This is a genomic window from Corallincola holothuriorum (genome assembly GCF_003336225.1).
Lineage (GTDB): Bacteria > Pseudomonadota > Gammaproteobacteria > Enterobacterales > Neiellaceae > Corallincola > Corallincola holothuriorum.
Map to the genome: position 1 here is coordinate 285,054 of NZ_QPID01000006.1, position 21,835 is coordinate 306,888.

The 21,835-nt window shown below is 50.4% G+C and carries 17 protein-coding genes; 5 read left to right on the forward strand and 12 right to left on the reverse strand.

Annotation, left to right across the window (positions count from 1 at the left end; translation table 11 throughout):
- Positions 1-80 precede the first annotated feature (80 nt).
- A complete protein-coding gene (locus DU002_RS11865) occupies positions 81-1,229 on the forward strand; it encodes an iron-containing alcohol dehydrogenase (RefSeq protein WP_114338601.1) in 1,149 nt (382 codons plus the stop codon).
- Between the two features lie 85 nt (positions 1,230-1,314).
- Here DU002_RS11865 and DU002_RS11870 read toward each other — a convergent pair whose 3' ends face one another.
- The 4 genes from DU002_RS11870 to DU002_RS11885 all read right to left on the reverse strand — a co-directional run bounded on the left by DU002_RS11870 (position 1,315) and on the right by DU002_RS11885 (position 3,237).
- The gene (locus DU002_RS11870) at positions 1,315-1,707 is read right to left on the reverse strand and encodes a VOC family protein (protein ID WP_233496484.1); all 393 of its coding nucleotides are present in this window, start codon (positions 1,705-1,707) and stop codon (positions 1,315-1,317) included.
- 55 nt (positions 1,708-1,762) lie between these two features.
- Positions 1,763-1,966 (reverse strand): hypothetical protein, encoded by a 204-nt coding sequence (locus tag DU002_RS11875; RefSeq protein WP_114338602.1) that lies wholly within the window; start codon positions 1,964-1,966, stop codon positions 1,763-1,765.
- Positions 1,967-2,131: 165 nt separating this feature from the next.
- The gene (locus DU002_RS11880) at positions 2,132-2,596 is read right to left on the reverse strand and encodes a hypothetical protein (RefSeq protein ID WP_114338603.1); all 465 of its coding nucleotides are present in this window, start codon (positions 2,594-2,596) and stop codon (positions 2,132-2,134) included.
- Positions 2,597-2,634: 38 nt separating this feature from the next.
- The gene (locus tag DU002_RS11885; RefSeq protein ID WP_158538044.1) at positions 2,635-3,237 is read right to left on the reverse strand and encodes a lipoprotein intramolecular transacylase Lit; all 603 of its coding nucleotides are present in this window, start codon (positions 3,235-3,237) and stop codon (positions 2,635-2,637) included.
- Between the two features lie 186 nt (positions 3,238-3,423).
- On the opposite strand from DU002_RS11885, the gene zntR reads away from it, so the two are divergent.
- The 3 genes from zntR (at position 3,424) to DU002_RS19505 (ending at position 7,482) form a co-directional block, all read left to right on the forward strand.
- Positions 3,424-3,852 carry a Zn(2+)-responsive transcriptional regulator gene (zntR, locus tag DU002_RS11890; RefSeq protein WP_114338605.1) on the forward strand — a complete coding sequence of 143 codons (429 nt, stop codon included), beginning with the start codon at positions 3,424-3,426 and terminating at the stop codon, positions 3,850-3,852.
- Positions 3,846-4,946 carry an SO_0444 family Cu/Zn efflux transporter gene (locus DU002_RS11895; RefSeq protein WP_114338606.1) on the forward strand — a complete coding sequence of 367 codons (1,101 nt, stop codon included), beginning with the start codon at positions 3,846-3,848 and terminating at the stop codon, positions 4,944-4,946. The genes zntR and DU002_RS11895 overlap by 7 nt, the downstream gene beginning before the upstream one ends.
- Before the next feature lie 283 nt (positions 4,947-5,229).
- Positions 5,230-7,482, forward strand: coding sequence for a hypothetical protein (locus tag DU002_RS19505; protein ID WP_233496485.1), 2,253 nt, complete (start codon positions 5,230-5,232; stop codon positions 7,480-7,482).
- 298 nt (positions 7,483-7,780) lie between these two features.
- Here DU002_RS19505 and DU002_RS11910 read toward each other — a convergent pair whose 3' ends face one another.
- The 8 genes from DU002_RS11910 to DU002_RS11945 form a co-directional block, all read right to left on the reverse strand.
- A complete protein-coding gene (locus DU002_RS11910; RefSeq protein WP_114338608.1) occupies positions 7,781-10,351 on the reverse strand; it encodes a DUF7151 family protein in 2,571 nt (856 codons plus the stop codon).
- A gap of 146 nt (positions 10,352-10,497) precedes the next feature.
- Positions 10,498-12,540, reverse strand: coding sequence for an acetoacetate--CoA ligase (locus DU002_RS11915; RefSeq protein WP_233496486.1), 2,043 nt, complete (start codon positions 12,538-12,540; stop codon positions 10,498-10,500).
- A gap of 33 nt (positions 12,541-12,573) precedes the next feature.
- Positions 12,574-13,494 (reverse strand): hydroxymethylglutaryl-CoA lyase, encoded by a 921-nt coding sequence (locus DU002_RS11920; protein WP_114338610.1) that lies wholly within the window; start codon positions 13,492-13,494, stop codon positions 12,574-12,576.
- The gene (locus DU002_RS11925; protein WP_114338611.1) at positions 13,491-15,737 is read right to left on the reverse strand and encodes an acetyl/propionyl/methylcrotonyl-CoA carboxylase subunit alpha; all 2,247 of its coding nucleotides are present in this window, start codon (positions 15,735-15,737) and stop codon (positions 13,491-13,493) included. The genes DU002_RS11920 and DU002_RS11925 overlap by 4 nt, the downstream gene beginning before the upstream one ends.
- A complete protein-coding gene (locus DU002_RS11930) occupies positions 15,734-16,597 on the reverse strand; it encodes an enoyl-CoA hydratase-related protein (protein ID WP_233496487.1) in 864 nt (287 codons plus the stop codon). The genes DU002_RS11925 and DU002_RS11930 overlap by 4 nt, the downstream gene beginning before the upstream one ends.
- An 8-nt stretch (positions 16,598-16,605) precedes the next feature.
- Positions 16,606-18,213, reverse strand: coding sequence for a carboxyl transferase domain-containing protein (locus DU002_RS11935; protein WP_199405226.1), 1,608 nt, complete (start codon positions 18,211-18,213; stop codon positions 16,606-16,608).
- Between the two features lie 141 nt (positions 18,214-18,354).
- On the reverse strand, positions 18,355-19,524 hold the full coding sequence (locus DU002_RS11940) for an isovaleryl-CoA dehydrogenase (protein WP_114338612.1): 1,170 nt from the start codon (positions 19,522-19,524) through the stop codon (positions 18,355-18,357).
- A gap of 56 nt (positions 19,525-19,580) precedes the next feature.
- The gene (locus tag DU002_RS11945) at positions 19,581-20,024 is read right to left on the reverse strand and encodes a MerR family transcriptional regulator (RefSeq protein WP_114338613.1); all 444 of its coding nucleotides are present in this window, start codon (positions 20,022-20,024) and stop codon (positions 19,581-19,583) included.
- 524 nt (positions 20,025-20,548) lie between these two features.
- Here DU002_RS11945 and DU002_RS11950 point away from each other — a divergent pair.
- Entirely contained in the window at positions 20,549-21,829 is a 1,281-nt protein-coding gene (locus DU002_RS11950; RefSeq protein ID WP_114338614.1) for a thiolase family protein, read from the forward strand.
- Positions 21,830-21,835 lie beyond the last annotated feature (6 nt).

The following is a 21,835-nucleotide window of genomic DNA, read 5'->3' on the forward strand; positions in this document are numbered from 1 at the left end:
ACAAGTTTATTGATGGAGCGATGGTTGTCGCTTCGTTGAGTCCGTGTTGTTAAAGAATTTAAAAATTAAGGGTGAATTCAATGCAATTTTCTTATGTTAATCCAACACAGATCCAGTTCGGTCAGGGTCAGATTGCTTCTATTAGTGGATTGATCCCGAAACAGCAGAAAGTGCTGGTGATTTATGGTGGTGGCTCAATTAAGAGCAACGGCGTTTATGAGCAAGTGGGCGCGGCATTAGAAGGGTATGACTGGCTAGAATTTTCTGGGGTTGAAGCCAACCCAACGGCGGAGACACTGAATAAAGCAGTGGCTATCGTGAAGGAGCAGGGCGTTGACTATATTCTCGCTGTCGGCGGTGGCTCGGTGATAGATGGCTCTAAATATGTCGCCGCAGCGGCGTTATATGAAGGCGACGGTTGGGACATCCTTGAGGGTAAGCATCAGGTGACAGAGGCTGTACCATTGGCGGCGATCTTAACCTTGCCAGCGACAGGCTCAGAATCAAATATGGGCGCCGTGATCACTAAAGCCGCGACGCAAACCAAACTGGCCTTTTTGGCACCTGCGGTACAACCCAAGTTTGCCGTAATGGACCCTGATGTAATGAAGACATTGCCTGAGCGCCAATTGGCTAACGGTATCGTTGATGCGTGGGTGCATACTTGTGAGCAGTATTTGACCTTTCCGGCAGATGCGATGGTGCAGGATGGTTACGCAGAAGCCTTATTAAAGAATCTGAGGGTGTTAGCCTCGCAATTTGCCGATCGTGATAACGATAGCTGGCGTGCAAATTTGATGTGGACTGCTAACCAAGCGCTGAATGGCTTGATTGGTGCCGGTGTGGCACAGGATTGGGCGACGCACATGATAGGTCACGAGTTGACCGCTTTGTATGGCGTTGATCATGCTCGTTCGCTGGCGATTGTGCAGCCATCTTTGTTACGTAACCAGATGGCCGATAAAAAGGCCAAGCTGGAGCAGATGGGGCGTAATGTGTTCGGTTTGGATGCTGGTGATGACTTGGCAGAGCGGACCGTGCAAGCGATAGAAGCCTTCTATCACAGCTTAGATGTGCCAACCCAGCTGACCGAGCATGGCGCGGATAAAGCCGCCGCCATCAGCAGCATTGTTGGTAACCTGGAAAGCCACGGTATGACTGCACTGGGCGAACATCAGAAAATCAGCCTTGAACAGAGCCGTGAATTATTGGAGCAAGCGGTCGCGTAGTTTGCTGAGAAGTGAAGACAATTAAGAGCATTAAAAAACGAGGCTCTAAGCCTCGTTTTTTAATTAGTTAGAAGAAGAAAAAATGCTAAGCCGTTATCTCAATCCGATTGTTTTCTGGATCTAACACTACGCTTTCGTAGTAACCATCGCCAGTGCGGCGGGGGCCATCCAGTACCTCGTAGCCATCAGCTTTCAGGCGCTCGGTCAGGTTGTCTACTGCATATTCAGAGCCAACGGATATCGCCATATGAGTAAGACCCGTTGCCTGTTGATAAGGATCGTTGGTGCAGTCGGGAATACTTTTGTTTTGCATCAGTTCGATACGAGCCTCACCATCAAAGGCGAGAAAATAGGAGCTAAAGCCTTTTGCTTCATTGGTATATTTTTGGCTGGCTGTGGCTTCGAAGTAGTCAACGTAAAAGGTTTTTAATCCCTCCAGATCTCTAGTCCAGATGGCAATGTGCTCTAGCTTTATCATCGGTGACCTTTCAAGTGATAGCTCTAACTCTTATCAATATAGTAATGCAAAACAGCTAGCGGATCGCCAGCGTTAACTCCTGCTGTTGGAACAGCTGTGCTAACTCTATTTCGCTGGTGACAGATTTTGCTTGCATCTCGCTAGGATGAAAACCGCTCTGATTGGGTAGCTTTAGCGCTACGATATCGGCGAGTTTTTGTTTATCAATTTTTCCCCGTGGGTCATGGAACTGCAATATGCGGCATTTGATAGTAGCCATTCATTGCCTTTCAAATGAACTTCTTCCGCGAAGTTATACCTTTGCTTGCCATCTAAATTCGTGTAGCGACTTGGAGTGAAACAATGAGAGGTTTACGTATACGAAGTGAGTTACTGAACTACCGCGGTAGATTTGACCGCGGTATTTTGGGGGGGCTGGTCCTATTTAGCTTGCATTCTCAAATACGCTGAACCCATCTTTATCCAGTGTTATTAGATAGCCCGCGACATATTCTCCAACTGCAAACGCTTGAACTGAAATGATGTTGATGTCTGCATTCTCATAGTGTCTTTTTAGCAACTTGTATGCAGTATTACTTGCGCCTGTCATGCAGGGAAGCTCGCTCACGCCACAATCATCGGAGTGAAACATTATTAATACCGTAGTTCCTGCTTCATTGGCTCCGATCCGCATCTTATGGCCATCTATTTCAATTTCTTTGTTAGCGCCATCCCAGTTGTCGCAGCTTTTGGTGAGCTCTCCCATGCTAGAACATGTTGCCGCCGTACCATCGATTGGCTGAGTGTTCCTTGCTTCTTTTACTGAAACCCTTTGAACGGCATCAACATCAACGGATACACAACCACTGAGTACTAGGGCGGTGAAAGAGGCCAGTATTATTGCTTTCATTACAACTTCCTTTTTTTGATTATCTATCTTAATGATTATTATTCTGTTCTCCGGCGAGAGGAGATTCGTAACCACTGCCATATGATCAGGTTTACGAATGTTGTTGCGCAGATGATGTAGATGGTACTGACGCGAAAGAAGGTCTTCGGCATAAAGTACCAGGAGGTGTCGGCACGGTTGTTTTTCCACATCAGGTTATCAAACAGTAACGGATGAAAAACCTCTTTCCAGAACGGGTTAAACACTGGGATCAGCAGCAGTAATGACACGACAAACAGCGTATTAAAGCGTGCGGCGGCTAACATCTGCTTCTGGTTGGCGAAGGCGAGTAGCAGGATCAACGCGATTGGTAATCCCCACACCAATTGATCGTACATCGCTCTAACTTCTTTTAGGTGTTGTCGTTCTTTAATGGTCCAGTTTCTCGGTAATCGATAACGATCATGACGCCAATATTCCACTAACTCATCAATGCGCTGATCTAACCATTCGACTCCTCTGGCGAGGCAGCGCCCGTGAAAATGGCAGGCGGTTTGGTAGCTGGTAGGGGTATAGATCACTGATGCGAGTGCGGGATAGAAGGTCGCGTAAAACAGGCTGAGCGCCAATACGATGGTTCTTAGTCTGCTTACTAATGCCATAAAGGGCGTGTTCCTGACGCATATGGATCGAATAAGTGATGGCCGCAGTATATCGAGCCTTATAGCTTTGCACAGCCCAGAGTTAAAAAAATGTGAACACTTGACCTTAGACCTAGCTCTAGGGTTTATCATTACGGTATAGAGATTACGAATATTTATGATCCGGTGAGATCTGAGCGAGGTTCCATGTATAAGATTGGCGAGCTCTCCCGACTAACGGGCGTGAGCAATGACACGTTACGTTATTACGAGAAGATGGAATTGATCCTGCCAGCCGATCGTACTGCAGCAGGTTACCGCCTCTATGAGCCTGCAGCCTTGGAGCGCCTGCGGTTCATTCAGCGAGCTAAAATGGTAGGTTTTACCTTGGACGGGATTAAAGAGCTACTGTCACTGCGTCTAGATAAGGCACATCACTCTTGTGGCGAAGTGAAGCAGATGACAGAGAATAAGCTGCAAGAGATCGAACAAAAACTTACGGAACTTAAACGGATACGAGGGGCATTGCGCGTGATGAATGACGCATGTTGTGGCGGCGATGAGTCGGCAGAACATTGCACTATATTGCAAGCCCTTGAAACGGGAGAACCAGTGAAAATGGAGGCGCCATGTTAGCTTTTTCCAATAGTTTGATGGACATTTTTATTGAGTCAGCGCCCTGGCTATTGCTTGGCTTTTTTGTGGCCGGTTTGATAAAGAGTTTTGTGCCAGCAGATTTTATGAGCCGTCATTTAGGTGGACGGGGGATTTGGGCCACGGTTAAGGCGGCGGTGATTGGCGCACCTTTGCCTCTTTGTTCTTGTGGCGTGGTGCCTGCCGCGCTAGGGTTACGCCGCAGTGGCGCTTCGAAAAACTCGACGGTTTCATTTTTAGTCGCGACGCCCGAGACTGGTGTAGATTCTATTGCCGTAACTTATGCATTGCTTGGTCCGGTGATGGCGATCGTGCGTCCGATTGCTGCTATTTTCAGCGGTATTTTGTCCGGTGTCTTAGTGGGTAAAGCGGAAGCCTCTGATGGCAGTCTTGCTGCATCAGCTGATGCGGAGAAGGCAACATCCAGCTGTTGTAGTTCCCAGGGCAGTTGCAGCAGTGAGAAGCCGCGAGCTACCGAGAAGGTTTCTGTTTATCAGCGCTTGGTCGCCGGTGTTGGATTCTCTTTTCACGATATGCTCAAAGATATCGCTTTCTGGTTATTGATTGGTCTAGCTTTTGCGGCTGCTGTACAGACATGGGTACCGGCTAGTTTTCTGGCTCAGTGGGGTAGTGGATTTCTCGCTTTTGTAGTGATGGCGCTCATCGGCGTGCCTATGTATATCTGTGCCACAGCATCCACTCCGATCGCTGCAGGATTATTGCTGGCTGGGGTGTCACCTGGTGCTGTCTTGGTGTTTATGATGGTGGGACCCGCAACCAATTTGGGCACCTTAGCGATTGTCGGCAAAGAGTTAGGTAAGCGTGCTTTAGTGGCTTACCTGGGCGGCGTTGTGATCGCTAGTTTTATGTTTGGTTATCTGCTCAATATTGTGGTTGTGGCGCAAGGTTGGGATATTGCCGGTAAAGCGCATGAACATATGGCGTCAGAAGGTATGATTAGCCAATTATCTGCATTGTTGTTGGGGGCAGCCATCTTACGGCTGGTGGTTATTGAGATGAAAGCGCGTTTTTTTACGAGTAATCGAAAACAGAGCTGTTGCCATACTGAGCAGTAGGTAGAAGCAGACACTGGCTGCGGGCCGGGAACGGTTAGCAGCGAAACGTCACCGTGAAATTTATTTCATACATGGTGATATCGAACAGTTGTTATAGGTTGTACGGCTCTTGTTTTGAATCACGACAATGCAGAAATAGCTTTATAAAAAGCCTTAGATATCTGTTCGATTTATCTCTCAACTTTTAATATTTTCAATTAGTTATGGCTAATGTCGTGTTGCCCTGAGCGGTTGTTCTGTTTAATATCTTTCATTATATCTAATTCTAGAAATAATGAGTGATATGAGCACAAGGATGTCCTACCGAAAAAATGGCTTAGCGGTGACGCTGGCGTTTATCTTAAGTGCGTGTGGTGGATCGGATGGTGGAACCTCTATAGATCTCACTAACCCAGAGACGATCATACCGGAAGCACCGGAAGTACCGGAAGTACCGGAAGAGCCGGAAGCACCGGAAGTACCGGAAGAGCCGGAAGCACCGGAAGCACCGGAAGTACCGGAAGCACCGGAAGCACCGAAAGTGCCGGAAGTGCCGGAAGTGCCGGAAGCACCAGAAGTACCGGAAGTACCGGAAGTACCTTCTCAGCCTGAGCTTTCGCCCAAGCCAATCGATGCGATCTTAGTAAAATCAATACAATTTAAATCATCTAAAGACACTACTCGCGAGATCTTGCCCGGTACAATTGTCACTGTTGTCACAGACAAGCTAGGACCGCGCGAACAAGCGGCACCTAAGCTGTTTGACCTCGGTGGTACAGCTTGGCAGAACGGTGTAGCGATGCCTGTTGGTTATAGTGAATCTCCGGTCGAGTGTAACGATTTTCGAGACGATTTTTTGCAAGCTGGAGAATACTTTATTGGCGTAAATGAATCGGTATATGGTAAGTCGTCTAACTGCTCATTCAACGGGCACCCACCTATTTTTTCTCAACTACCCGCCCCCCGATTTGAAGGGTTTATGCAACCGACCGCGATTTATCGGATGAATCGCCATAAAAGCTTTTTAGGGTGGCCACATGCGATGGGGGAATCTGGCGTTGGGGCTGATACCTTGGCCAGCGGCCGGAGTGTACATATCAACTATATGTATCGGTCTAACGTTGATCAGTTGCAGTACTATCGCTTTGAGCTAGAAGGGAATGATAGTGGCGATTTGATCACTGCAACTGATGACTACTGGACGCTGGGTGAATCGGTAGTCATTGATGATGGTGAACGCCAAGTCACCGCTAAGGTATTGGATTTTAATTCGACTTATGGTCACTTGCATGTGGCGGTTGATGTCTTAGGTCAAGGTAGGCTGCTGGAACATAGCGGCACCATAACAGGCGAAGAATCCGGGGAACAGCTACGATATACAAAAAGATTAGTACCTGGCAGTAATAAGTATCTCCGCATTTGGGATGAGCAACAGGATCCCGTGTTTCGTTCTAGCTTAACCGGCACCGAAGGCCTTTATGGCGGTGGTGGAGACAGTGATAGATACCCAAAGCTCTTTTTATCTAAGGCAGATCAAGCTTGGCATAATATTATGTATTTGGCTGATTTAGATAATAAACGCCTGAAAGCATTTGTTGATGGCGTGGTTATTTATGATGTTGAGGCTCCTCTTGCAGATGTTCAACCTGATGCTTCTCCAACGATTGCACTATTGGGTGTTGATAACAATGCCTCTAGCCAAGATGGTTACGAGTTTATGCGAGTGCAGACGGCTGAAATATATGTTTCTCGTGATAAGCAAGCTGTATTTATCGGCAACCACGGTGATATCTATCAAGTGAGTAACTTATGTGCTCAATACATTACCGAGTGGGATGAGCAACTTAATGAGTACAGTTTTAATTATCGTGATTGTGGTATCGATCCTGACTCAGCTTACCTGTTTATGTTGAATGACCAACTGGTGATGCATGAATACGGCTACAGCTTGAAAGATGGCATGCGCTACCAACCTACGGAACGTTATTGGCCTAAGCTTGATGGTCGAAATGACATGCTCGGTTTTGCTGACAGATTCACCTTTAGCGAAAGTGCGTGGTATTACGATGGCAAGATAAAACCTGTTGCGGGTTATGAAGGCGACTTTGTGCTTGCAGCTTACAGTGCAGCATCGCGTATGCGCATTAATGATGACAATACGGTGACGGTCCATCGCCATACTAGCAATGACGTTTTATCAGATAAAATCCGCACTGGTGAATGGTGGCGCTTTAGGTTTGAGTCGTCTGTAAACTCAGGACTAATACTGAAGGTGGCATATGCAGATGGTGATAGCGATACAATTCAGATTTCTGAAACTCCAGTGACAGGCTTTTATTTTGATCGAATTGGAGTGCAGCCCAATCGTGATTACCACCGACTTGATGGCATCGCTGATCTTGATATTAACGGTGAGCACTTTTATTCGCTGAATGATGCACGCTCTTGGAGTGGCTCCACCTCCAAAGATGAGATTGGAAACATAGACTTGTACTACAATAAGTTGGAGCCAGAGAGCCAAGGGTATGGCCGTATTCCAATACTTGAATTCGATTAAACTCAAGCACTAGAACATATTAGAAAAGCAGGGTAAATCCCTGCTTTTTTGTGCGTTCAAGCTGCATGCACTAAAAAATGTAAGCCCAGAAGCAGCGACAAAGGAAGCGTTACCTGTTTTTTCATCTAATAGTAAAAAATCTTGGAATACCGGATAAACGGCTGTTAATTCGAAAGTAAGTGGTATGGCTAATGGGCTGTGAATGAATTTAATGGTGCTAGTAAAAAAGAAGCGGGCAGACCCGCTTCTTTTTTAGAGATTGGTGGCGAAAATGGATATCGCGCACCTGTTGCAAAGCCTAATAAAGGCTGACAGTTGGCAGGTCGTTACCTGTTTCGCCAGGATCGTCGCCTAAGTATTCGTCGTAGAAGGCTGGAATACCGAGTACTGCGTATTCGCCATCCCCCCAACATTTAACCGTATGGTCGCTGAGCAACACACACATTTGAGTCCCTTCGCCGACAATTTCTTGAGCGACTAAACCATCACCAAAGTCGATGGCAGCCAAACCATCACCCATTTCACTGAGTGGATCTGCCAACGGCGCTGCTGTCTCGTCTAGGCCATCACCTAAATCGTAGTCACTGCCACGTCCATCGGCGATATATGAGCCATCCCCCCAACACTTTACTTCATCGTTGTTTAACAGGGCGCAAATGTTGGTGAAGTTGAGCGCAACATCGACGGCATATAGGCCCGTGCCAAGTTGGATTGGCAGCAAGTTGTCACCCATTTCATTGCTATTGTCACCGCGATGTTCGGTATCGCCTTGTCCTAGTGCTCCTGATGTATTGAGGCCCCAGCATTTAAGTTCATCATTGTCGAGAATGGCACAGGTTTTACGATAGCCTGCGAAAAGCTTTTTGGCTGTGCGGCCAGTACCCAATTGAACATAGGGCAGATCATCGCCCATTTCATAGCTGCCACCAGGCAATGGGTTGTCACTATCATCCAGGCCATCACCCCGGTTGCTATCGTCACCTAAACCTAATTCGCCATATTGGTTTCGTCCCCAGCATTTAACTAGTCCGCCGGTGATAAGGGCACAGTTGTGGAAATAGCCCACTGCCAGCTGCTCAACAACTATGTCTGTACCGAGGTCGATGGTAAGCAGCGCATTGCCCATTTCTGCGCCGTCGGCATCACCAATGTCATCTGTGCTTTCATACCCAAGGCGCCCGTAATCTCCGCCGCCCCAGCATTTTACCTTGCCAGTATCAGATAGAGCACATGCGTGGCTGTTGCCGACACCTATCATTGCTGGGGTAAAGTCATCACCTAAAGCCAACGTGAACATGGAATCACCGAGTTCGGATGCCACATCCCCTAAGTTGGTGCCATAAGTTGCGGTGTCTGCACCGACGTCTGTCGCGCTAGCAACGCATTTCACTTCATAAGCGGTGGTTAAAATGCATGAAAGGTATTCGCCAACTTCGACTTGCAGTGGCGGGATACTGCCTAGTTGTGAGACAGGTAGGTTCTCGCCCATCTCACTGTCTTCATAACCAAATTCGCTGGGATCATCATGGAACAGGTTGTAGTTATCCCCGTAACCAAAACACTTAGTCAGGCCATCCTGCGATGATACGCAGGTTGCGTAATAGCCGCCGTTATTCAGGGTGGCGGCGACAGGCATGATCGCTAAATCCAAAGCATCATTCGAACCTGCAACGAAGTTCCCCTGGTCAACGATGGCGATGTTTACCGTTTCTCTGACTTCAGCTTCGGTGTCGTCTACGATGGTAACATTGACCGTCCCGGCCGTTGCGCCTTTGGCAAAAACCGCAGGACTGGCCACATAGTCATCGTCTTCGGTCGCATCACTGCTACTTAAATTGAGTGGTAGGCTCAGCGCTTCACAGGCCGGCTGTTCGAGTTGAATCTCGAGTGCGGCAGTACCTGCGTTTTCATTAACGTAGGCGACAGTATCGGTGAAGTTTACCTCATTGGTGTCGGTGTCTTGCGCGATGATGCCAAAAGCTGAAACGGTGGTGCCACCACTGAGCTGCAGCAAAAAGTACTCGTCGCATTCATAGGTGCTGTCATCCATCAGGCTGACATCAATGGTCTTGGTTGTTTCACCAGCTAAGAAGGTGAGTTTACCTGCCGTGGCTTGGTAGTCACTGCCACTGGTTGCCGTGACATTGACTGTACCGTAGGTAAATGTTTTATCTACGGCCTGTGCTTCATTCATCGTCACAGTAAAGGTTAATGTGCTGTCAGACTCGGCGAGTGTCTCATCAGATATGGCAAGCAGATCATTGGCATTTTCACCGTTTGAGCCGTCGCTACCATCAGCACCGTCACTTCCGTCTGAGCCGCCGCTACCATCAGCACCGTCGCTTCCGTCAGCGCCGTCACTACCATCGGCACCGTCGCTTCCGTTTAAGCCGTTGCAGACATATTCACTGGAGGTGATCTCTTCAGCCGCTAATTCGCCATTCGAATCACTGTCTAATCCGGCTTCAATCAATAGACCACCGTTTTCACAATGGCTGCCAGCGGGTTCAAGCGTGATGTTTAGCAGCGCGAGCTTACCATCGGCACCATCACTTCCGTCAGCGCCGTCGCTGCCATCAGCACCGTCACTTCCGTCAGCACCGTCGCTACCATCGGCGCCGTGACAGACGAAACGTGTTTCGGTTACTTCGTCCGCATCGAGTACGCCGTTACCGTTGTTATCTAGTCCCAGGTCGATATTAATGCCACCATTTGGGCAGGTATCGCTACCGGTTTGAAGTTCGGACGTTTCGGTGAATACCGAGCGTGTGACGATGTCTGTTGAGCCAGAGTCTGAGCCACCACCGCCACAGGCGGTAAGTAGGCAGCTCAGGGCGCTGACCACGATCAGGGGTGATTTAATATACATCCACTACTACCTGCTAAATTCCAATGTTTATTAAGATCCGTTTGGAGGTGTAATCTGAACTGCTGTCTCCCCCATTAGGACAAATGTTATCAAGATGTAATCGCGCAGGGAATAGCTTACTGAAATAGTCGGGTAAGTGGTTTGCGTTAAGTTTGCAGTTCAGGCAGGTCTTTAAACAAAAGGAGGGCCTCGGGATTTGCCAAGGCATCTGTGTTGGTGACAGTTTCGTTCATCACCACCTGTTTGACTGCGAGCTCTACCAGTTTGCCGCTGATGGTGCGGGGTAATTCGGGGACAGCAATGATTTTGGCGGGAACATGCCTTGGAGTGGTGTTGTCTCGGATCTGCCGACGTATTTTTTGCTGCAGCAGTTCTGTCAGTACTGAACCAGTTTTCAGTACCACAAACAGGATCACACGTTGATCATCTTCCCACGGCTGGCCAATGGCGAGACTTTCAACTACGTCATCTAATCGTTCCACTTGTCGATAGATCTCGGCAGTGCCAATCCTTACACCGCCGGGGTTCAACACGGCATCGGCACGGCCATGGATCACCAGACCGTTATTTGGCGTTATCTCAGCATAATCGCCATGAGCCCATACATTGCAGAAGCGCTCGAAATAGGCGCGGTGATACTTATGGCCATGGGGTATGTCGTTGGTATTATCATCCCAAAACCCTAACGGCATACAGGGGAAGGGGTGACAACACACCAGTTCCCCTTTTTCGCCAAACACCGCACGACCTTCGCTATCGTATACCGCGACATCCATGCCCAATCCTAGGCTTTGCAATTCACCGCGCCATACGGGCAGGGTGGGGTTGCCTAAGGCAAAGCAGGAAACAATATCCGTACCGCCAGATATCGATGCCAGGCAGAGGTCTTCAGCAATGTCTTGATAGACAAAGTCATAGCTTGAGGGTGATAACGGAGAGCCGGTACTCATGATCAGCTTTAGCTCGGAGAGTTGGCACTGAACCGCGGGTTTAAAACCCGATTGTTCCAATGCTGAAAGGTACTTGGCACTGGTACCAAGTGCTGAGATCTTTTCCTGCTCAGCGATACGCCACAGTTTGTCTTCACGATCTAAAGGATTGCCATCAAACAATACAATCGTTGCGCCACTGGCTAACCCAGAAGCAAGCCAGTTCCACATCATCCAACCGCATGTGGTAAAGAAAAACAACACGTCATTCTGAGTGATGTCGCAGTGTAACAGATGCTCTTTGCGATGCTGCAGTAAGGTGCCGCCAATACCGTGGACAATGCATTTCGGCGTACCTGTGGTGCCAGAGCTATAGAGGACATATAGCGGATCATCGAAGGCGCAGGGGTGAAACGTCGGCGTTATGGCGTCATTGTCCATGTACACCTGGAAATAGGTCACGTTACTCTGTTTATGCACCACCGGTAGCGTTGCGTCTGGATGGAGGAAATTAACTTGTACCACGGCGCTTAACGATGGCAATGCATCGGCTACAGCGGCCGACTTGTCACGCATATCGATCTCTTTGCCACCGTATTGATAACCATCAACGGTAAACAGCACTTTGGGTTTGGTCTGGCTGAAACGATCCAGAACGCCCTTTACGCCGAAATCTGGTGAACAGCTGGTCCATACGGCACCCAATGACGAGGTTGCTAGCATCGCTATCACGGTTTGGAAGCAGTTAGGCAGGTAGCCCGCGACCACATCGCCGGCACCGACCCCGCTCTCTTCTAGGGCACGTTGCAGCTTGGCAACACGGCGTCGCAGTACCTGATAAGTGACCTCTTTCCTGATCCCCTCTATGCCATCATCACTAAAACAGATCAGTGCTGCTTTGTCGCTCATTTGCTCGCGTTCATGGTCGTTGAAGCACTCAAAGCCTTCGGGATAGAGGAGGTTTTCAGCGTAGTTGAGAGTGGCATTGGGAAACCATTGTGCGCCTGGCATCCGCTCCGCGTTAAGTAGATAGGGGCCCACGCCCATCTCTCCCTTGACCTCAGTAAAGATCCAGATCGACTGCCAAAACCGCTCTGGCTCTTCAATACTCCAGCGGTGCAGTTGCTGGTAGTTCTCTAGTGCCAAATGATATTGAGTGTTAATCCAGCGACGAAACTTATCCATCGCCGAGTTTTTAACTCGTTCGTCCGACGGTGCCCATACCGGGGAGGGCATGGATGTCTGAGAGTGTTTATTCATTCCTTGATGGAGCCCTTGCCTCGACGGTTAGCATTACAGTTTTGCATCACTGTGTGTCTGTTTCACACTGACACGCATTGCTTGGTTGACCTTGGAGCACGCAGGTTTATCTAGCTGCTGGGAAATGAATTCGCCCGCGGCTACTAGCAAGGGTAGATCCACTCCGCTGTTCATGCCCAATCCATTGAGCAGATAAATCAGATCTTCGCTAGCCAAGTTACCCGAAGCCCCTGGTGCGTAGGGGCAGCCACCCAGCCCTGCGACTGACGCATCGACCGTGCGAATACCTAGTTCAAGGGCACAACAGACGTTCGCCAATGCCTGACCATAGGTGTCGTGGAAATGCACCGCTACTGCACTGGCGGGAAGTTCACTCAGGACTGCTTGTAGCATCGCCTTTACCTGCCTCGGTGTGCCCACGCCGATGGTGTCGCCGAGGGACACTTCATAGCAACCGGCGCGATGCAGTTCATATGCAAGTTTTGCTACCTTGGCCGGAGCGGTTTTTCCTTCATAGGGGCAGGCGATGGTTGTTGACACATAGCCTCTAACCGGCAGACCGGATGTTTGCGCATGGGCGGCTAGCTCACGAAACTGCTGCACACTTTGTGCGCTGTCCATGCCGATGTTGCGCTGACAAAAGGTGTCGCTGGTAGCGGTAAACAGAGCGATGGCGTCGGCGTTGGCTGTCAGTGCTTGCTCTAAACCACGGCTGTTGGCGGCCAGGGCGGAAAAACGTGCGGGAGTATTTGATGGGAGTAGGGGAAATAGCTCTGCCGTATCGGCCATTTGCGGTACGCGCTTAGGATTTACAAAGCTGCCCACTTCAATATGGCGGCACCCAGCAGCTAAGAGCTGTTTTATTAGCGCTAATCGTGTTGCCACCGGCAGTACCTTCTCACCTTGCAAGCCGTCACGTGGGCCCACTTCCATTAACGTCACATGGTCGTTCATGGGGCCGCTCCACTCTCTTCTTCTTCTTCTGCTACCATGGTCAGTGCCAGGAGTGCTTGTCCACGCTCAACAGTGTCACCAACAGCAAAGTTTAGCCTGCTAACCTCGCCGTTAAATGGCGCTTTTACTGGATACTCCATCTTCATCGCTTCCAATACCATCAGCAGTTGGCCGCTCTTTACTGTGTCTCCTTTGCTGACTTCAATCGCCGCGACAGTGCCATGAAGTGGCGCATTCAGGGCATCCAAGTTCTCAGTCGGCATAGGCTCATCTGCGCTGTCTGTTGCCGATAGCCAATGATAGCGACAGCCAGCGTAAGCTTCGCCAAAGGAGTTTGTGAGGGTTAGCGTGATGCTATGGCTATGGCGGGGATTATTTAACTCACATTGACCTATTTTTGCTATCAATACCTGACCAATCGCAAGGCTGCTGTCTTTGCTGTTGCCAGTTGCTTCTTCTTTCGTGTTGGGCGCCGGAGCGAGAGGGCGAGCCAATAACCTCAACTTGATCTGCCCTGACGGACTTGTCAGCGCTTGATAACGCCAACTGCCGCTATCATCGTTGAGATGCCAAACCGTAGAGCCTGCCGATGTTTCCTTGGAGATGGTGAAACGTGGTGTCGTGCCTGCTGATTTCGGCTCAACGCCATCAGCGCTAAGCTGTATCGCGATCAGGCTTTTTACTGGGGCATTCAGACGCCAACCTGACAAGGTAAGCCAAGGGTTGTTGCTGCCACCTTCATGAGAGGGGTTGGCATCCGAGCCCACATAGCGGCTTATCATTGCTATGGCTGCCATATGCCAGGCGTAAATGGGGGCGGTTGCCTGCAGGTTTTCTAAAATTTGGTACTGTTGCAGAAACCCCGTGTGCAATCCGCCGAACTGCAAATGGTCAGCATCTTGCTTGAATACAGGATGACCCAACACCTGAGTGAGTAGTCCCAAATTGGTGGCCACACCGGCTATCTCAGTTTGCGTTAATGCTTGATAAAGACCGGCGGCGGCTTGTTGCCGGTTATCAGCCATATAGATAACCTTTGCCAGCATCGAATCATAATTGGCAGGGATTAAATCACCCTGTTCGAAGCCTGTCTCTATGCGCAAGGGCAGATCTTGATAGGGCAGCAGGTCAGTGTCTTTCGCCGCCGATACCTTGCCATTAGCTGGCCATTTCAAGCGGGTTAACCTGCCGCTGGTGGGCATAAATTGCAGTGCTGGATCTTCAGCACAGAGCCGCACTTCAATGGCATGACCACGTATCTGAACCTGCTGTTGTTGCATTGTTAATGGTTTGCCTTCGGCGATAGCTAACTGCCAGCGCACCAAGTCGATGCCGCACACCATCTCTGTCACCGGGTGTTCTACCTGCAGCCGAGTATTCATCTCCATAAAATAGAACTGCTGTTTGTCATCCAGCAGAAACTCAACGGTACCGGCACCAACATAGCCAATGGCTTTTGCCGCTTGCACCGCTGCTTCACCCATCGCGGCTCTTAGCGCCGGAGGTAAACCGGGGGCAGGGGCTTCTTCTACCACTTTTTGATGGCGTCGTTGCACCGAACAGTCACGATCGCCCAAGTAAATGGTATTGCCTTGTTGGTCGGCGAGGATCTGTACCTCTACATGGCGCGGCGTTTTCAAGAAAGGCTCAAGTAGCACGCGGTCATCACCAAACGCTGCTTTCGCTTCCCGTTTCGCGCTGGCTAATGCTGTTTCGAAGTCATCGGCATGATCAACAATGCGCATACCACGGCCGCCTCCGCCGCAAGTGGCTTTGATCAGCAATGGATAGCCAATGGCCTGAGCGGCTTGTTGCAGGTGGGGTAAGCGTTGCTCGGCATCACGATAGTCGGCCAGTAAGGGCACGCCAGCAGCGGCCATAATTGCCTTCGCGTTGGCTTTGTCACCCATCGCATCTATAGCATCTGATGACGGCCCCACAAAAGCGATACCCGCTTGTTCGCAGGCCGCGGCAAACTCTGCGTTTTCTGCGAGAAAACCATAGCCGGGGTGTATTGCATCGACGTTTAACGTACTCGCCAGACTGAGGATCTTGTGCTGCGCCAGATAGGATTTTTCAGCTGCGGCGACACCGATCAAGTGTGCCTCGTCTGCTAAACGAACATGGCGCGCATTGGCGTCAACGTCAGAGTAGATCGCTACTGTATGCCAGCCAGCTGCGCGGGCACTGCGAATAATACGACAGGCGATTTCACCTCTGTTGGCGATCAATAGCTGCTTCACGGTTGCGACCTCTTTGGATCTGTAATGGTGGTTGCTTGACTGAGTGCGGCCTCATCGCCATTGAGCTGCCAATTGGGGGGGCGTTTTTCAAAGAACGCGGCTAATCCTTCACACGCTTCGCTATCATTCCGGATCAGTGCCAGCTTTTCTGCCGTGACATCTGCCAGTGTGTCATTAATCGGGTGGTCGGCGATCTGCCGTATGAGTTGTTTGCCCCGCTGTTGCGCCATTGGTGCATTTAGCAGAAGTTGTTTTACCATCTGCTCTCCAGCGTTCGCCAATTGGTCTACTTTATGACTGGCGTGACCCAGACCGAGGTTGACCGCCGTTGTGGCGTTGATTATTTCGGCGCTGAGTAAGTAGCGAGAGAGTTGCCGATGCCCGATGGTGCGAAGTAGATAAGGACTTATCACCGCTGGTATTAAGCCCAGTTTCACCTCACTTAGGCAGAATTTTGCATCATCTGCCAGCAGGGCTATATCGCAACAGCAGATAAGTCCTAATGCGCCACCAAAGGCAGCGCCTTGCACCAGAGCGACTGTTGGCGCAGGAAAGGTGTCTAACACCCGCATTAATTGCGCCAGCAATCGCGCGTCTTGATAGTTCTGTTCCGGCGAGGCGTCGGCCATCTGTTGCATACCGGACAAGTCGGCACCCGCACTGAACACCTTACCATTGGCTTGTAGCAGCAATACACGGATCCCCGGATGTTCGGCAAAGAGCTCGATTGTGGTGATCAGTTCCGTTATCGTTTGTTGATTAAAGCTGTTGCGCTTGGCTTCGCGGGCGAGGGTAATAGATGCCACGCCGCGGTGATCTATGCTGCATTTGATATGGGCGAGTTGCTGATTCATATCCATGTTTCGACCTACATTCTGAAGATGCCAAAATGACTGGGCTGGCTGTCAGCATTTAGCGCCGCACTTAGCCCTAATGCCAGTATTTCTCGGGTTTGTGCAGGATCGATGACACCGTCATCCCAGAGTCGTGCGGACGCGTAGTAGGGGTGGCCTTGGGTTTCGTACTGCTCACTGATCGGTTTTTTGAATGCGGCTTTCTCTTCGTCCGACCACGGCTTATTTTGTCGTTGTAGCTGTTCTTCCCGCACGGTTGCCATCACGTTAGCGGCTTGCTCCCCACCCATTACCGAAATACGTGCGTTAGGCCAGATCCAGAGAAAATGCGGATCATAGCCGCGACCACACATGGCGTAGTTACCCGCCCCGTAACTGCCGCCAACAATGACCGTGAGCTTTGGCACCTTGGCGCAGGCCACGGCGGTTACCAGTTTTGCGCCGTGCTTGGCGATCCCTTCCGCTTCATACTCTCGTCCCACCATAAAGCCGGTAATGTTCTGCAAAAAGATGAGTGGGATCTGACGTTGGCAGCAGAGCTGAATAAAGTGTGCCCCTTTTTGTGCCGATTCCGAAAACAGAATGCCATTGTTGCCTAATATCCCGACCGGGTAGCCGTGTAACCGGGCAAAACCACAGATCAGAGTTTCACCAAATAGCGGCTTAAATTCGTCGAACTCGCTGTCATCAACCAATCGGGCGATCACCTCTTTGATATCAAAAGGCTTCTTCAAATCGGTACCTACCACGCCGTACAATTCGCTGGCGGGGTAGCGTGGTTCCACGGGCGTGTGTTGTACAAGGGGGGCTGCTTTTTGATGATTAATGTTGGCAATGGCGCGACGAGCCAACTGCAGTGCATGGTGATCATCGCGGGCATAACCATCGGCAACACCGGATTGACGGCAGTGGACATCGGCACCGCCGAGATCTTCTGCGCTGACGGTTTCACCGGTGGCAGCTTTCACTAGCGGTGGGCCGCCAAGAAATATGGTGCCTTTACCCGCCACCATAATGCTTTCATCGGCCATGGCGGGTACATAAGCACCGCCGGCGGTACACGGGCCCATCACCACGGCTATTTGCGGGATCCCTGCGGCAGAAAGGTTTGCCTGATTAAAAAAGATACGCCCGAAGTGGTCGCGATCTGGAAACACTTGGTCTTGTTGCGGCAGGTTGGCGCCACCGCTGTCCACCAGATAAACGCAGGGCAGGTGACATTTGGCGGCTATCTCTTGGGCGCGTAAATGCTTTTTTACGGTTAACGGATAGTAGGTGCCGCCTTTTACTGTGGCGTCATTGGCAACGATCATGCATTCAACGCCCTCGATCTTGCCGATACCCGCGACAACACCGGCGCAGGGTATATCATCTTCATAAACATGCAGGGCGGCTAACGGACTGAGCTCCAAAAATGGCGAACCAACATCCAGCAAACAATCGATACGATCTCTGGCGAGCAATTTGCCTTTGTCGAGATGACGCTGGCGTGCTTGTTCACCGCCACCGATCTGCAGTTTGCTTTGTAGTGACTGCAGTTCATCAACCAGCTTTTGCATAGCGGCACTGCGCTGGCGAAACTCGTTGTCGGATGCCTGCAGTTTGGACGTAATAATGGCCACCTATCCCTCCTTTTTGCTACCGCTGAATCGATAAGCTAATCAGCACTGAAGAACTTGGCGGGCTCTTGTTTATTATTTTATGCCCGCCGCCTTCTCCCTGGATTAGCATCGGCAATGCCGATGCCATGTTTGAGAAACCGCCTAAGCGGTTTCTCGGAACAACTCTCTGCCAATTAACATGCGACGTATCTCTGAGGTACCCGCGCCAATCTCATACAGTTTGGCATCTCGAAGCAGGCGACCCGTGGGGTACTCGTTGATGTAACCGTTGCCACCAAGCAGCTGTATTGCATCCAGCGCGGCTTGTGTTGCCATCTCTGCGGCAAACAAGATGGCGCCGGCGGCGTCTTTTCTGACTGATTCACCGCGATCACAAGCACTGGCGACCATGTAGACGTAACTACGAGCTGCACTCAGGCGGGTGTAGAGATCTGCAACCTTGCCCTGAACCAGTTGGAATTCGCCTATCGACTGCCCAAACTGCTTGCGTTCGTGAACATAGGGCAGCACCACATCAAGACAGGCTTGCGCGATACCCAACGGCCCAGCGGCTAGCACGGCACGTTCGTAGTCTAGGCCACTCATCAACACTTTGACGCCGTCGTTGAGCGGGCCTAATAGGTTTTGCTTTGGCACCACACAATCCTGGAACACTAGCTCACAGGTGTTGGAACCGCGCATGCCTAACTTGTCGAGTTTCTGCGCGGTTGAGAAACCGCTAAAGCCACTTTCGATAATGAAAGCGCTGATCCCTTTTGGCCCTGCGTTGGCATCTGTTTTGGCATATACCACCAGTACATCCGCTTCAGGACCATTGGTGATCCACATCTTGTTGCCGTTGAGCAGGTAATGATCACCTTTATCGGCGGCATTTAAGGTCATGCTGACCACATCAGAGCCCGCGCCAGGTTCGCTCATGGCTAACGCCCCAACATATTCACCGCTGCATAATTTAGGTAGGTAGGCTTGCCGCTGCTGGTCGTTACCGTTACGGAATATTTGATTCACACAGAGGTTGGAGTGAGCACCATAACTGAGACCGACAGAGGCTGAGGCTCGGCTGATCTGTTCCATGGCGATGACATGATGCAGATACCCCATGGCGGAGCCACCATACTGCTCACTGACGGTAATACCGAGGAGTCCCATCTCACCGAGCTTTCGCCAGAGGGGGTGAGGGAAGGCGTTGTCCGAATCGATCTGCGCAGCCAGGGGGGCAATTTCAGCCGCAGCAAAGCTATTGACCTGTTGTTGCAGCATGCGGCTCGTATCATCCAGTCCGCATGCCAATCCCATGTAACTCTCTAACATCACCACTCCAGAGCAAACTTGTCCGGCGGCTGTCTAAAAGCGTATGGCGCCGGAGCTTAGTTATCCACGGCACTGTCAGCTGTTGTTGAGGCTGCAGCACCGTGCGGGACGCTGTCATCTTTTACCTTTTCTAAGGCTTGCTGACAGCGTTTTTCCGCCGCGCCTAGCTCCATCAGTAGGACATTTATATCTTCCAACTGCTGGCGTAGAACGCCGCGCTTCTCTTCGATAAGCGTCAACATGGTGTTTAGCTGGGTTTCACTGGTACGGTCGGCGTCGTACATATCAAATAAACGCCGGGTTTCAGCCAGTGAAAAGCCAAGCCGTTTACCACGTAATGTCAGTTTCAGGCGTACTTTATCCTGCTTGTCGTAGATCCGAGTTTGGCCGCGACGCTTTGGTCTCAGTAAGCCCTGATCTTCGTAAAAGCGAATACTGCGAGTGGTGATATCGAACTCTTGAGCCAGCTCGCTGATGCTGTAAGTCTGTTTTTCCGACATAAGATGCTCGTCGTGTTGTGAAATAACATTAGAGTAGGTTTACGTGCACGTAAAGTTGGCGGCTAACATTGATGCTGAAAAATGTAAGAAAGCCCACTGCGAGCGGCCTGTAAGCCGTAATTAAACGTAAAATTCTTCTCGGTGCACAGCTTATAGTAACGAAAAATTGCCACGCTGCCTATGCTTTCCTTACCTCAGAACCCCGATATATAAGTGCTAAGCCATTAATAAAGTGTGTTTTTAATGCCGTCAACTTGTGTTGCCAATAGCTTAAGCCGCTACTTGCTCATAGGTTTTAACAACGACTTGACGTTTACGTTAGCGTAATTCTTAATAAGGGGTGTAAGTGCTGCAAATAAAAAGAGTCATCCCTTTGTGTTTTGATATTAGTGAACCTCGGCGGTGCTAAGCCAGCACCGCCTTTTTTCTATCTGACAGGTGAGCTAGTTAGGTATCAAACAAGGGTTAGTTAGGGCTCTGGTAGTAGGTGCTTATCAAGATCGGTAACAGACGGAATAGGTGGAATGGAAGAGCTGATAACCAACTCGTTTGACGAAGACAAAGCAGCTTCAGTCCCGGCGTTTAGTGATAGTGATGTATTGATATGTGCGGCTAAGCGCACCCCTTTGGGAGCGTTTCTTGGGCAGCAGTCATCGCTAAGTGCGACCGACATGGGAGCTGCTGTTGTCGCCGCTTGTGCCGAACAGGCGGGCTTTGCCTTTACCTGTGATCTGAATGACAGCGCATGTGACGACAGTAAGCGGGGCCTCATCGAAGCGCTTTATATGGGCTGCGTGTTGCCGGCGGGCTTAGGGCAAGCACCTGCCCGTCAAACAGCACTGTTTGCCGGTTTACCACAAAGTGTTGCCTGTACCACTATCAATAAAGTGTGTGGCTCAGGAATGAAAAGCGCCATGTTGGCTTGTGACGAGATCCGTTTGGGGCAATCGCAAGCCGTGATCGCTGGCGGGATGGAAAGCATGAGTAACGCGCCGCACCTGTTGCCAAGCGTCAGAGCAGGACAGCGTTTTGGCCATGGTCAGATGCTTGATCATCTTTATTTGGATGGCTTGGAAGATGCCTACAGTGGGCGTTTGATGGGCTGCTTTGCTGATGATTCTGCCGAACAATTTGATATCAGCCGAGAACAGATGGATGGTTTTGCGTTGCATTCGCTGACCGAAGCAAAACGGGCGATCAATGATGGCGATTTTAGTGATGAGATCGTGCCGCTGACAGTTATTCATCGCGGCAAAGAGTCTGTCATCTCTCAGGATGAAGCACCGTTTAGAGCCAACGAAGCCAAGATACCGACGCTAAAGCCCGCCTTTGGTCGATCGGGTCGAGTCACTGCCGCCAATGCCAGTTCAATGGCTGACGGTGCCGCAGCGTTATTGCTGATGTCAGGCGCTTACGCCAAGCGGTTAGGGGTTAAGCCCCTGGCTAAAGTATTAGGGCAGGCTAGCCACGCCCGCGCGCCGTCAGAGTTTACGCAAGCTCCGGTTGGTGCCGTTTCCAAGTTATTAACCCAGCTGGGGTGGTCGATAACCACGCCAGATCTTTACGAAATCAATGAAGCATTCGCCATGGTGACATTGCTGGCTATCCAGCAACTGGACTTAGATCCGGCCAAGGTCAATGTTAATGGCGGCGCTTGCGCGTTGGGTCATCCATTGGGAGCCACTGGCGCAAGAATACTTGTGACTCTGCTGCATGCGTTGCGTCAGCGCGGGGGAGGACGTGGCATTGCCAGTTTGTGTATTGGTGGCGGTGAAGCCACGGCGATGGCTATTGAAACGCTTTAGCCGATT